This window comes from Pseudomonas sp. PDM04 (genome assembly GCF_014851765.1).
In the GTDB taxonomy this organism is placed as follows: domain Bacteria; phylum Pseudomonadota; class Gammaproteobacteria; order Pseudomonadales; family Pseudomonadaceae; genus Aquipseudomonas.
In genome coordinates, this window is record NZ_JACVAI010000001.1 from 1313368 (window position 1) to 1327031 (window position 13664).

The 13664-nt window shown below is 63.5% G+C and carries 9 protein-coding genes; 7 read left to right on the forward strand and 2 right to left on the reverse strand.

The window, feature by feature from the left end; genetic code table 11:
• The first annotated feature begins 4 nt into the window (after positions 1-4).
• From IB249_RS06125 to cmoB, 6 genes are all read left to right on the forward strand, one after another.
• Positions 5-2416 carry a glucose/quinate/shikimate family membrane-bound PQQ-dependent dehydrogenase gene (locus tag IB249_RS06125; protein WP_192302589.1) on the forward strand — a complete coding sequence of 804 codons (2412 nt, stop codon included), beginning with the start codon at positions 5-7 and terminating at the stop codon, positions 2414-2416.
• Positions 2417-2628: 212 nt separating this feature from the next.
• On the forward strand, positions 2629-5049 hold the full coding sequence (gene lon, locus IB249_RS06130) for an endopeptidase La (protein ID WP_225606819.1): 2421 nt from the start codon (positions 2629-2631) through the stop codon (positions 5047-5049).
• Between the two features lie 212 nt (positions 5050-5261).
• A complete protein-coding gene (locus tag IB249_RS06135; RefSeq protein ID WP_192302590.1) occupies positions 5262-5654 on the forward strand; it encodes a protease inhibitor I42 family protein in 393 nt (130 codons plus the stop codon).
• A gap of 2 nt (positions 5655-5656) precedes the next feature.
• A complete protein-coding gene (locus IB249_RS06140; protein ID WP_192302591.1) occupies positions 5657-6292 on the forward strand; it encodes a lysoplasmalogenase in 636 nt (211 codons plus the stop codon).
• A gap of 152 nt (positions 6293-6444) precedes the next feature.
• Complete coding sequence (cmoA, locus tag IB249_RS06145; RefSeq protein WP_192302875.1) at positions 6445-7224, forward strand: carboxy-S-adenosyl-L-methionine synthase CmoA; 780 nt, start codon at positions 6445-6447, stop codon at positions 7222-7224.
• Complete coding sequence (gene cmoB / locus IB249_RS06150; RefSeq protein WP_192302592.1) at positions 7221-8177, forward strand: tRNA 5-methoxyuridine(34)/uridine 5-oxyacetic acid(34) synthase CmoB; 957 nt, start codon at positions 7221-7223, stop codon at positions 8175-8177. The genes cmoA and cmoB overlap by 4 nt, the downstream gene beginning before the upstream one ends.
• Positions 8178-8307: 130 nt before the next feature.
• On the opposite strand, the gene tadA is transcribed toward cmoB, so the two are convergent.
• Entirely contained in the window at positions 8308-8805 is a 498-nt protein-coding gene (gene tadA / locus IB249_RS06155; protein WP_192302593.1) for a tRNA adenosine(34) deaminase TadA, read from the reverse strand.
• A complete protein-coding gene (locus IB249_RS06160) occupies positions 8805-10181 on the reverse strand; it encodes a multicopper oxidase family protein (RefSeq protein WP_192302594.1) in 1377 nt (458 codons plus the stop codon). Before IB249_RS06160 ends, tadA begins: the two co-directional genes overlap by 1 nt.
• A gap of 191 nt (positions 10182-10372) precedes the next feature.
• Here IB249_RS06160 and IB249_RS06165 point away from each other — a divergent pair, with 191 nt between their 5' ends.
• Positions 10373-13471 carry a membrane-targeted effector domain-containing toxin gene (locus IB249_RS06165; RefSeq protein ID WP_192302595.1) on the forward strand — a complete coding sequence of 1033 codons (3099 nt, stop codon included), beginning with the start codon at positions 10373-10375 and terminating at the stop codon, positions 13469-13471.
• Positions 13472-13664: the final 193 nt, after the last annotated feature.

A 13664-nucleotide genomic window follows, 5' to 3' on the forward strand; every position in this document is an offset into this window, starting at 1 on the left:
CACTATGAGCACTGAAGGTGCTTTGAGTCGAAGCCGAGTGTTGCCGACACTGCTCGGCCTTCTGCTTCTGCTAATGGGCCTGGCCATGCTGGCCGGGGGGATCAAGCTGAGCATGCTCGGCGGCTCGCTGTATTACCTGCTGGCCGGTATCGGCCTGACGCTGACCGGGGGCCTGCTGATGGCGGCTCGTCGCGCGGCGCTGGGCCTGTACGCCGTGGTGCTGTTCGCCAGCACCCTGTGGGCCTTGTGGGAAGTCGGCCTGGACTGGTGGCAACTGGTACCGCGCCTCGCGCTGCTGTTTGCCTTGGGTATCGTCCTGTTGTTGCCGTGGTTTCGTCGTCCATTGCTGCGCGACGGCGCCGCACCGATGGGGACCGGCGCGCTGAGCGTGGCCGTGGTACTGGCCGGCGTTGCCGCGCTGGCCAGCCAGTTCACTCACCCCGGTGAAATCAAGGGCCAGCTGGACCGCGACAGCGTCCCGGGCATGACCAACACCGCGCCGGCCATGCCCGACGGTGACTGGAACTCCTACGGCCGCAGCGCCCACGGCGACCGCTATTCGCCCCTGGCGCAGATCACCCCGCAGAACGTGAACAAGCTGGTTCCCGCCTGGACCTATCGCACCGGCGACCTGCCGGGCCCGAACGATCCGGGTGAAACCACTGCCGAAAACACCCCGCTGAAAGTCAACGGCATGCTTTACGTGTGCACGCCGCACAGCCAGGTGATCGCTCTCGATCCGGACACCGGCAAGGAAATCTGGCGGTTCGATCCGAAGCTCTCGACGCAGAACGCGGCGAACTTCAAGGGTTGGGCGCACATGACCTGCCGTGGCGTGTCGTATCACGATGATGCCGCCTATGCCTCCGAGCAGAGCCCGACCGGCGCCGCCAGCCCTGCGCCGGCCAGCACGGTCTGCCCACGCCGGATCTTCCTGCCCACCGCCGACACCCGCCTGATCGCCCTCGACGCCGACACCGGCAAGATGTGCGAAGACTTCGGCGACAAGGGCCAGGTCGACCTGCGCGCCAATATCGGCGTTTTCACCGCCGGGGGTTACTACTCCACGTCTCCACCGGCGGTCACCAAAGACCTGGTGGTGATTGGCGGCCACGTCACCGACAACGTTTCCACCGACGAGCCGAGCGGCGTGATCCGCGCGTTCGACGTGCACACCGGCAAACTGGTGTGGAACTGGGACAGCGGCAACCCGGACGATACGACGCCGATTGCCGAGGGCAAGACCTACACCCGCAACTCGCCCAACATGTGGTCGATGTTCGCCGTCGATGAAAAACTCGGCATGCTCTACCTGCCGATGGGCAACCAGACCCCGGACCAGTTCGGTGGCGCCCGCACCCCGGAATCGGAGCTGCATGCCGCCGGCCTGACGGCCCTCGACATCGCCACCGGTAAAGTGCGCTGGCACTTCCAGTTCACTCACCATGACCTGTGGGACATGGACGTGGGTGGCCAGCCGACCCTGATGGACCTCAAGACCGCCGACGGCGTGAAGCCGGCCGTCCTGGCCTCCACCAAGCAAGGCAGCATCTACGTACTGGACCGCAGCACCGGCCAGGCCATCGTGCCGATCAACGAAGTGCCGGTGCCACAAGGCGCTGTCGAAGGCGACCATACCTCGCCAACCCAGCCGAAATCCGACCTCAACCTCATGCCACCGCCGCTGCAGGAGCGTGACATGTGGGGTGTCACGCCGTTCGACCAGCTGATCTGCCGGATCGAGTTCAAATCCATGCGCTACGACGGTCCGTTCACGCCGCCGTCGCTGCAGGGTTCGATCGTTTATCCCGGCAACTTCGGGGTGTTCGACTGGGGCGGTATCTCGGTCGACCCGGTACGCCAGATCGCCTTCGTGAACCCGAGCTACATGGCGTTCAAATCGAAGATGATCCCGGCCGCCGAAATCGCCGCCCAAGGCCCGCGCAAAAGCGAAACCGAAGGCGTGCAGCCGAACAAGGGCGCGCCCTACGGCGTGGTGCTCGAAGCGCTGCTGTCGCCGATGGGCCTGCCGTGCCAGGCACCGGCCTGGGGGTATGTGGCGGCCATCGATCTGACCACGGCCAAGGTCCTGTGGAAACACAAGAACGGTACCGTGCGCGACAGCTCGCCGGTACCGATCCCGCTGAGCATGGGCGTTCCGAGCCTGGGCGGCACCTTCACCACCGCCGGTGGCGTGGGCTTCCTGAGCGGCACCCTCGACCAGTACCTGCGTGCCTATGACGTGAAAAACGGCAAGCAACTGTGGGAAGGCCGCCTGCCAGCAGGCGCGCAAACCACGCCGATGACCTACACCGGCAAGGACGGCAAGCAATACGTGCTGGTCGTTGCGGGCGGTCACGGCTCGCTGGGCACCAAACAGGGTGACTACGTGATTGCCTACAAACTGGCCGACTAGGTTTCAACGCCGGTAAAACAAAGGCGACGCCCCCACGGGTGTCGCCTTTTTTGTCTGTGGGAGCCCACGGGTTCTCTGCAGTGCATCGATATGGAGCTAACCTGAATCCCTGCTGAATACACCTTCGAATGATCCATTAACCCCCAGGTATCATTGAAACCACCGCCGACCTGCCCCATCTAAGACCCATACCCCATTGCGCAGGTACCCCAATGAGCGACCAGCAAGCATTCCCCGAAGACCCGAGCGAATACGCCGACCCCGAGAACGTTGAACACCACACCCCCGGCAAAGGCCTGGCACTGCCCGGGCAGAACCTGCCGGACAAGGTCTACATCATCCCGATCCACAACCGTCCGTTCTTCCCGGCCCAGGTGCTGCCGGTCATCGTCAACGAAGAACCCTGGGCTGAAACCCTGGACCTGGTGAGCAAATCCGAACATCACTCCCTGGCCCTGTTCTACATGGACACGCCCCAGGAAGACCCGCGTCATTTCGACACCTCCGCGCTGCCGCTGTACGGCACGCTGGTCAAGGTGCATCACGCCAGCCGCGAAAACGGCAAGCTGCAGTTCGTCGCCCAGGGCCTGACCCGTGTACGTCTCAAGACCTGGCTCAAGCACCACCGTCCGCCGTATCTGGTGGAGGTCGAATACCCGCACCAGCCGAGCGAGCCGACCGACGAGGTCAAGGCCTACGGCATGGCGCTGATCAACGCGATCAAGGAACTGCTGCCGCTCAACCCGCTGTACAGCGAGGAGCTGAAGAACTACCTCAACCGCTTCAGCCCCAACGATCCCTCGCCGCTGACCGACTTCGCCGCCGCCCTCACCTCGGCCACCGGCAGCGAGCTGCAGGAAGTGCTCGACTGCGTACCGATGCTCAAGCGCATGGAAAAAGTCCTGCCGATGCTGCGCAAGGAAGTCGAGGTCGCGCGCCTGCAAAAGGAAATTTCCGCTGAAGTGAACCGCAAGATCGGCGAGCATCAGCGCGAGTTTTTCCTCAAGGAACAACTCAAGGTCATCCAGCAGGAACTGGGCCTGACCAAGGACGACCGCAGCGCCGATATCGAGCAGTTCGAGCAGCGCCTGACCGGCAAGGTCCTGCCGGCCCCGGTGCAAAAGCGCATCGAAGAGGAAATGAACAAGCTGTCGATCCTCGAGACCGGCTCTCCGGAGTATGCGGTCACCCGCAACTACCTCGACTGGGCCACATCGGTGCCGTGGGGCGTGTATGGCGAAGACAAACTCGACCTCAAGCACGCGCGCAAGGTGCTGGACCAACACCACGCCGGGCTCGATGACATCAAGGACCGCATCCTCGAATTCCTCGCAGTCGGCGCCTACAAGGGCGAGATCAGCGGCTCCATCGTCCTGTTGGTCGGCCCGCCAGGCGTGGGCAAGACCAGCGTCGGCAAATCCATCGCCGAAACCCTGGGCCGGCCGTTCTACCGCTTCAGCCTCGGCGGCATGCGCGACGAAGCCGAGATCAAGGGGCATCGCCGCACTTACATCGGCGCGCAACCGGGCAAGCTGGTCCAGGCCCTGAAAGACGTCGAAGTGATGAACCCGGTGATCATGCTCGACGAAATCGACAAGATGGGCCAAAGCTACCAGGGCGACCCGGCCTCGGCGTTGCTGGAAACGCTGGACCCGGAACAGAACGTCGAATTCCTCGACCACTACCTCGACCTGCGAATGGACCTGTCGAAGGTGCTGTTCGTCTGCACCGCCAACACCCTGGATTCGATTCCCGGCCCGTTGCTGGACCGCATGGAAGTGATCCGCCTGTCGGGTTACATCACCGAGGAAAAAGTCGCCATCGCCAAGCGCCACCTGTGGCCCAAGTTGCTGGAGAAGGCCGGCGTGTCCAAGGGCAGCCTGTCCATCAGCGACAGCGCCTTGAAGGCCCTGATCGACGGCTACGCCCGTGAAGCGGGTGTGCGTCAGCTGGAAAAACAACTGGGCAAACTGGTGCGCAAAGCCGTGGTGAAGTTGATCGACGAGCCGAAAGCGGTGATCAAGCTAGGCCCGAAAGACCTCGAAGCCTCACTTGGCCATCCGGTGTTCCGTAATGAACAGGTACTGTCCGGCACCGGGGTGATCACCGGCCTGGCCTGGACCAGCATGGGCGGCGCCACCTTGCCCATCGAGGCCACGCGCATCCATACGCTGAACCGTGGCTTCAAGCTCACCGGGCAACTGGGTGACGTGATGAAGGAGTCTGCAGAAATTGCCTACAGCTACGTCAGCTCGAACCTGAAGTCGTTTGGCGGCGATCCGAAGTTCTTCGACGAGGCCTTCGTCCACCTGCACGTGCCGGAAGGTGCCACGCCGAAGGACGGCCCGAGCGCGGGCGTGACCATGGCCAGCGCCCTGCTCTCGCTCGCCCGCAACCAGCCGCCGAAAAAGGGCGTGGCCATGACCGGCGAACTGACCCTGACCGGGCATGTGCTGCCGATTGGCGGGGTGCGCGAGAAGGTGATCGCGGCGCGACGGCAGAAAATCTTCGAACTGATCCTGCCGGAGGCCAATCGCGGGAGCTTCGAGGAATTGCCGGATTATCTGAAGGAAGGAATCACCGTGCACTTCGCCAAGCGGTTTGCGGATGTGGCGAAGGTGTTGTTCAAGTGATTCTGTAGGTCCGCACCACCGGCATCGCGAGCAGGCTCGCTCCCACAGGGATCTGAGGAGACACAGACATTTTGTGCCAACCCAGTCCTTGTGGGAGCGAGCCTGCTCGCGAAGGCGTCAGCCCTGACACCGCCCATTCCCGCCGCTGTCACAATTTGTCTCATCTCGGTTATGCTCGCCGTTCGTCGTGAATGCCCGGAGCCCCTGCCCCCATGTCCCCCACTCGCCTGTTGATCCCCCTCGCCCTCTCCTTGCTGGCCGCCTGCGCCTCGCAACCGAAACACAACGTGACGGTGGAAAAACAAAGCGAATGCCCGGTGAAGCTGAGCAGCGGGCAAAACCTGATCCTGACTCTGCCGAGCAACCCGACCACGGGCTACCGCTGGGCGATCCAGGATTCGGCCGGTGGCGTGCTGCGCTCGCTGGGACCGGAGGTCTATCGCAACCCTGAAGACGCCGGCGTGGTCGGCGCGGCCGGGGTTTCGACCTGGCGCTTTCAGGCCTTCGCGCCGGGCAGCGGGCGTCTGCGCCTGACTTCGCAACAACCCTGGGCGCCGGAAGTGTTGCCGGTGGACAGCTTCGACTGCGCGATCTCGGTCAACTGACCATGGGCTGGCTGATTCTGGCGCTGATGGGCGCGGCGACGTTTCTCTACGGGCTCAGCGTGCATGCGGCGCTGTTGTGCCTGTTGGTCAAACCGTTGCCGGTGCTCGCCTTGCTCGGCTGGCTGCACGACGCGCCGCCCAGCGAATACCGGCGCTGGATCAGCCTGGGCCTGATGTTCTCCCTGCTCGGCGACGTGCTGCTGGCCTGGCCCGGGGATTTGTTCGTGTTCGGCCTCGGGGCGTTCCTGCTCGCTCACCTGGCGTACCTGAAAGCCTATCTGAGCGATTGCCGGCGGCTGGCGCTGCTGCCGCTGATCATCGCGCTGGCGGTGGGTGCGGTGCTGCTGGGGATTCTGATCGCCAATGGTCTGGGCCCATTGCTGATCCCGGTGATCGTGTACGGCATGGCCATCACGGCAATGCTCTGGAGAGCCCTGGCCCGCCTCGGCACCGACGTGCCCAAACGCTCGGCGCTGCTCGCCGCTGGCGGTGCCGTGGCGTTCGTGTTTTCGGACAGCGTGATTGGGATCAACCGCTTCGTTGCACCGTTCTATGCAGCGCCGTACGTGATCATCCTCAGCTACTGGCTGGGGCAATGGGGGATTGCGGCGTCGGCCTTTGGCCATAGACCGCGCTGAATGCTTCGCGAGCAGCCTCGCTCCCACCGTTGTAGGTGATCACTGTGGGAGCGAGCCTGCTCGCGATAGCGATATCACTGAATGCACAGTCCTCGGCGCCAGCCCGGCGGTTTATCAGACAACCCGCGCATCCCCGCGCCAACTTGGCTAAAATGCCGGCCTTTTCCACCGACACTGCCGGAACCGCCGTGAGCAAAGAACCCGATCGCCTTTTCGCCCAGCCGTTGGCCCAGGTGCCTGACTTCGCCTTTAACGAGGACGTGGTGCGGGTGTTCCCGGACATGATCAAGCGCTCGGTGCCCGGTTATCCGACCATCGTGGAAAACCTCGGCGTGCTCGCCGCACAGTTCGCCCAACCCAACAGCGTGCTCTACGACCTGGGCTCGTCCCTCGGCGCCGTGACCCAGGCATTGCGCCGTCATGTGCGCACCGACGGCTGCCGCGTCATCGCTGTGGATAACTCGGCGGCCATGGTCGAGCGCTGCCGCGAATACCTCAACGGCCAGGACTCGATGTTCCAGGAACTGCTGCCGGTGGAGGTGATCGAGGGCGACATCCTCGCCCTCGAGTTCCAGCCGGCCTCGGTGGTGGCCCTGAACTTCACCCTGCAATTCATTGCCCCGGCGCAGCGTACCGAACTGCTCTCGCGCATTCGTCGCTCGCTGCTGCCCGGTGGCGCCTTGATCCTGTCGGAGAAACTGCGCTTCGAAGACGAACAGGAACATGCTCTGCTCACTGACCTGCACGTGGCGTTCAAACGCGCCAACGGCTACAGCGAACTGGAAATCGCCCAGAAGCGCAGCGCCATCGAAAACGTCATGAAACCCGACAGCCTCGAAGAACACCGCGAACGCCTGCTGGCGGCCGGGTTCTCCAGGGTCGTGCCGTGGTTCCAGTGCCTTAACTTTGCCTCGTTGATTGCCTTGCCATGATTGATCTGTCTCCCCTCGCCCGCCGTCTGGCCGGCACGCCGCTGGCCGATTGGGCCAACACCCTGCAAGCCCAGCTCGACAAGAAAATGGAAAAGGGTCACGGCGACCTGGAGCGCTGGCAGAGTGCGCTGGACGCCCTGCCGAAGCTGCAGCCCAGCCAAGTCGATCTGCTCGACGGCCTGACGCTGGACACCGACTGCGACGAGGCCACCCGCACGCAGATGCGCACCGCGCTGATGGGCCTGTCGCCGTGGCGCAAGGGGCCGTTCGACTTGTTTGGCGTGCATGTCGACACCGAGTGGCGTTCGGACTGGAAATGGTCGCGGGTGTCGAAGCACCTGGACCTGAAAGGCAAACGCATCCTCGACGTCGGTTGCGGCAACGGCTACTACATGTGGCGCATGCTCGGTGCCGGCGCCGACAGCGTGATCGGCGTCGATCCGAACTGGCTGTTCTTCTGCCAGTTCCAGGCGGTGCAGCGCTACCTGTCAGAACCGAACGCCTGGCACCTGCCGTTTCCCTTCGAAGACCTGCCGCCCAACCTGGAAGGCTTCGACACGGTGTTTTCCATGGGCGTGTTCTACCATCGCCGTTCGCCCATCGAACATTTGCTGGCGCTGAAGGATTGCCTGGTCAAGGGCGGTGAACTGGTGCTGGAAACCCTGGTGATCGAAGGCGACCAGCAGCAGGTGCTGGTGCCGGAAGACCGCTATGCACAGATGCGCAACGTGTGGTTCCTGCCGTCCGTGCCGGCGCTGGAATTGTGGCTGCGCCGTGCCGGGTTCAGTGAGGTGAAGTGCGTGGACGTCAGCGTGACCACGGTCGAGGAACAACGCGGGACGGAGTGGATGAAGTACCAGTCGCTCAGCGATTTCCTCGACCCCGAGGATCACAGCAAGACGATTGAAGGGTTGCCGGCACCGATGCGGGCGGTGATCGTGGCCCGTAAGTAACCCCGATTTTCCAGCCCACGAAGATCTCCTGTGGGAGCGAGCCTGCTCGCGATGAGAGACTGACAGTCAACAGTGGTTTGAATGTCAGGCCGCTATCGCGAGCAGGCTCGCTCCCACAGAAGGTGTGGGTTCAGTCCGAAGGCCTGGCGCGCCGGGCCTTGAAGAACTCGCTCAACACCGTCCCGCACTCTTGCGCCAGCACGCCGCCTTCAAACAGCACCCGGTGATTCAAAAAGCCCTGGGTAAAGAACTGCCCCTGACTCTGCACAATCCCGGCCTTGGGCTCCAGCGCACCGTACACCACGCGCGCGATGCGCGAATGCACGATCAGCCCGGCGCACATGCTGCACGGTTCCAGTGTCACGTAGAGCGTGCTGCCGGGCAGACGATAATTGCTCACCGCCAACGCGGCGGCGCGGATCGCGACCATTTCCGCATGGGCGCTCGGGTCGTTGCCGCTGATCGGGCAGTTGAAGCCGCGACCGATGATTTCGCCGTCCTGCACCAGCACCGCGCCCACCGGCACTTCACCCAGCGCCGCGCCCTGTGCGGCCAGGGCCAGGGCCTCGTGCATGAACTCGCGATCACGGCTGCGATCGATGATCGCGGCGGGACGAATCTGCCGCATCACGCCACCTCGATGGCGGCCATCAGGCCGGTTTCCATGTGGTCGATCACATGGCAATGGAACATCCATACCCCCGGGTTATCCGCCACCAGCGCGACTTGCGCCCGCTCGTTCTTGCCCAGCAGGTAGGTGTCGGTGAAATACGGAATCACCTTGTGCCGGTTCGAGGCGATCACCTTGAAGCTCATGCCGTGCAGGTGGATCGGGTGCTGGTACTGGGTCATGTTCTTCAATTCGAAAATGTAGCTCTTGCCCTTTTCGAGCGTGGCAATCGGCCGGTCGGCGCAGGTCTTGTCGGTGATGTCCCAGGCCTTGCCGTTGATCTGCCACAGGCTCGGCGGCTTGCCATTATCGACGTTGACCGACACCGAGCCGACCCATTCGAAATTGAAGTTGAGTTTCTCGGCATTGGCCAGGTCCGGCTCGGCCACCGGGTTGGCCGGCAGCGCCGCTGGCCAGGCGGTCGGCGCGTCGTTGTTGGGCACCGAGCGCAAGGTGCCCAGGCGCACCGGACCGTTGCGCAGGGACAATTCCTCGCCGGCCGGTGGTGCCTTGATCGCCAGGCAGATGCGCATGCCCGGGCCGAGCCAGTACTCCTTGCCCAACGGCCGAGGTTCGACGGGATTGCCGTCCAGCGCATAGATCTGCGCTTCGACACCGGGGATGTTGATACGGTAAGTCAGGGTGTTGTCGAGATTGAGCAGCCGCACTCGGGTGATCTGGCCGGCGGGCAGATCGATGACCGGCGACGGCACGCCATTGATCGTCACCAGCCGTCCGGCCGTACCGCCCCGGGCCGCTTCCCGGGGAATGCTGAACTCGACGAAGTTGCCTTGCTCATCGACGTGCCAGTTTTTCAGGCTGAGGGTCTGTTCGTACTTGAAACCGGTGGGTTCTCGTTCTTCGACTATCAACGGCCCGACCAGCCCGCGCCCCAGTTCCTCGCTGCTGTTCACGTGGGGGTGATACCAGTAGCTGCCGGCGTCCGGTACGCGGAATTTGTAATCGAAATATTCCCCCGGCAACACCGGAAGCTGCGAGACGTAGGGCACGCCGTCCATCTCCAGCGGCAGGCGAATGCCGTGCCAGTGAATGGTGGTGGCCACCGGCAGATGATTGATGAAACGCACCCGCAGCCATTCGCCCTGACGCACCCGCAATTCGGTGCCCGGCGCCGACGGCCCGAACGCCCAGGCCGGAGTCTTGTGGCCGGCGACCAGCTCGACGTCCAATGGCGCGGCAATCAGCTCATAGTCGTGGCCCGCCTCGGCATCGGCCCTCTTGCCCAGCCAGTAGCGCGACGCGCCCCCCGCACCGACGCCAACGACAACAAGACCGGCCAGGCCACCGAGGATTTGCCGACGGGTAAAGGACATGAACTCAACCACCTTACGTTTCCAGCGCAAGCCCGCGAGCCTGCAAAAGGCGAATACGATACACCTGCGGTTGCGAAACAGTAAGGGCGGCGCGGCGGATGGACGCAGGCGCGGGTGCGGTACATATGTAGCGCACCGCCCCGGATCGAATGGTTCACCCTCGCCGTCCCTGTTCTCAAGGAATCGAGCCAATGAACCCGAAACAACCCCGCCCCTTGCCCAACGCCGCCGACAAGGCGGCCCTCAAGGTGCTCGCCGCCCATGTCGTCAAGGCCTGTCCGAGCCTGCACGATGCGGCCCACGAAGTCGCCGCCCACCTGCTGGTCCAGCATGGCCTCAGCCATCTGGACCCCGACCAGGTGTATTTCCACCGCTTCAAGTCTGCGCAAAGCCTGGAGTCTTCGTTCACCGGTTGGCAGCATTACGGCGAAAAGCCTTATGAATCCCTGACCCTGACGCAACTGGTGATCCACCGGTTCCGCGCCACCGACCAGGACAACGCCGACCTGCTGGACCTGTACGGCGGGTTCTATACCGCAGGCCCCGAGGCGGAAAACTTCGATGCCAGCAACGAAGTGCAGCTGCGGGGCAACGAGGTGCTGAAGGCCTTCTGGGACATCGACTTCAGCCAGTTGTACCGCCATCAACTGCATGCGTTCTGGGACGCCTGGGCCGGCGATTTCCGCACGCTGGCCAAGTGCACCTTCCTCGGCAAAGCCATCGAGGCCCGGGACAACGGGCAGTTGAGCGACGATGATTGGCAAACCGCGCTCGATGCCGTCATCGGCCCGCTCACCTGGCCCATCACGTTGAAGCTGCTGCAAACCGATGCCGAGCCCGGCCCGCATCTGCGTGTCGCGGCACTGGATATCGCCGGGCATGCCGCCAGCAACATCCTGCGCATCATCGATGCCAAGGGCCGGCAGATCCTCTATGTGCCGGGCGAAAGCCAGGCGTTCCATGTGTTCGAAACGCCCTCGGACCTGCACGCGTGGATCCTGACTCAAATGAACGATGAAGCGCTTCGCCGCGCCTTCATGAGTCACTTCCCGCTGTCCGAACGCCAGGCCATCGACGATCACCTCGCCGACCTGATGAATCGCCTGGTGAACACCTGGGGTCATGCCGATCATCAGCTGATCAATCAGAAAGACCAGGCCATCGCCGGGGACGCCTTCGGCTGGCTGCGTGATTCGACCCGCCGCGCCATGACCGATGAAGCCGATCTGGCGCTGACCTCCAATGGCGATCTGCGCAAAAAGCTCTGGATCGGCTACCTGAGTGCCGGCCTGAAGGTGTTCGGCCCGATGGCCGCCGTCGGCTGGCCGGTGGCGCTGCCGGTGATCGGCGCCGGGGTGGCCAGCATGGGCCTGAACATCGACCAGGCGGTCAACGGCAAGACGGCCGCCGAGCGCAAGGACGGCGTGATCGGGGCGATCTTCAATGCCATCGACGTGCTGTTCAACCTGCCGTTTCTCAAAGGGGTCGGCCCGATGGTCGAGGTCGGTGCCGAGGTCGAGGCAGCAGAAGCGGCGGAATGGGATGAGTATTCCGAAGCGCTGCGCCCCCCGGAAGAACCCGCGCCTCCGAGCAAGCCTGAGGTACAGACCGAGGGGGCTTTGCCGACTCCGGGGGAAATCCGCCGCGTGCCCGCAGAACCGGTTCGCCCCCGCGACATACCGCAAAAATTTCAAACCAACGAACTGCTGGACGGCAAAACCCCGATCAGCGAGCCCGGAAAATACCAGGGCATCTACACGCTCGACGGCGATCCGCCCCACGCCATCCTGATCGACGACAGCGCCTACTACGTGCGCTACTTTCCCGACGCCCGGGGCGGCGGGTACTGGGCCATCGTCGATCCCGCCAGACCCAATCAGTTCATCCATTCGCTGCCCGTGCACCTGAACGCCGAAGGCCAATGGGAACGGATGCCCAGGCTGCGTTTGCCGGCGGGCGGGCAATGCTTTGGCAAGGGCTGTGTGCTCGAACTGGACTCATCGCTGGAAGGTTCGCAGACGGAAAACTCGCTGGACACCCTGCCGTCCCGCACTGAAGAAACAGAGTTATCCGACGCTTCGGCCCCGCGGCTGGTGACGACCGCCTACGATGTCGACAGGCACGCCTTGCCCGGTCTGAAACGCTGGGCACTGGGCATTCCTGAAACCCACGTTCGAGTGCAGATCGGCCCCGGCGGCGCACTGGTCGTGCCCGACCGCTATGCCCCGAACTTTGCCGAGAAAGCGCGGGCACTGCTGCTGTCGAGCAGGCGCTTCTACGCAAACCTGCAGTGGCAAAGCCTGCCTGTGCGCCCGACAATCCCCACCCTGGAGCCCTCGACATCGTTCAGTGCATTGGTGGAACGTGTGTTCATCGAAGCGCCCGGCCTGGTCATCGGTGAAACCCTTGACCGGCTCACCAGCATGCGTCTGGTGATCGAGAACATGCCCTCGATGGCGGCCCAAGGGCTGAAAACCATTTACATGCGTCGATTGCTGGCCGACTTTGCCCAGGCAGATCTCAACGACTACTTCACCAGCGGTGTCATGTCCGAGGACCTGCTGAGCTATCTGCGTCGTCTGGGCACCGACCCCACCGGCCGATTCAACCAGCTGGAACTGGTCAAGAGCGCGCAGGCCAATGGGGTTCGCGTCCAGGCCCTGGATTGCGCGGCGAACTATCGCAGACCGGTCCCGCAAACCGCCGTGGACGAACAGATGATGGCCAATCACCTGACCAACGAAATCATGTTCACCGACAAGTTACTGAACGGTCATGGCAAGTGGCTGATACTGACCGGTGCCGAGAGCACCAACACCTTCAGAGGCCTGGCAGGGCTCGCCGAGCTGGAAGGTGGCATCGGTGTGCGGATCGAAGACGTCAACCCGGGGCAAGGGCAGCGCCTGGAGATCGATCCTGGTATCGACGTCGATCGCGGGCCCTTTTTCACCGACGACAACACGCGCGGAACCTCCGATACGCTGCAGGCGGACTTGCGCCTGCAAGTGGAAGCGCCTCAGCTGACACGCACCGACGAGTATCTCCAGCGCTTGCTGTATCGCAAGGGGATGTACCTGTTCGAGAAGGCCGGGGATGCGTACACCCTCGTCCATCGCGGTACCAGTGGCTCCCTTGTGCGAACCGCCGTGGAGCCCATGGCCGATGGCAACGTCTGCATCAATCGCCCGGCGTGGCCCCAAGTCAGCGGCAAGCCGTTCGCCAACATCGATCAGCTGTCGCACGCACTCAATGGCATGGGGCTGGTGCTGCAGAACCGTATACCGAGTTGATCAGCCTGCTCGATGTTCAATGACCCGCCGGGCCGTGTTCGGCCTGCGCGGGTTCAGGATTCACTCGTCTGGCGCGACGTTTTCCTATGCACCCCATCCTTGATCCGACATCACGGTGCCCTGACGTCTGACAGACCCATCGCCCTCCGGCCTGAAATGATCGCGGCTGTTTTCACCCACCCACGATCAAGGA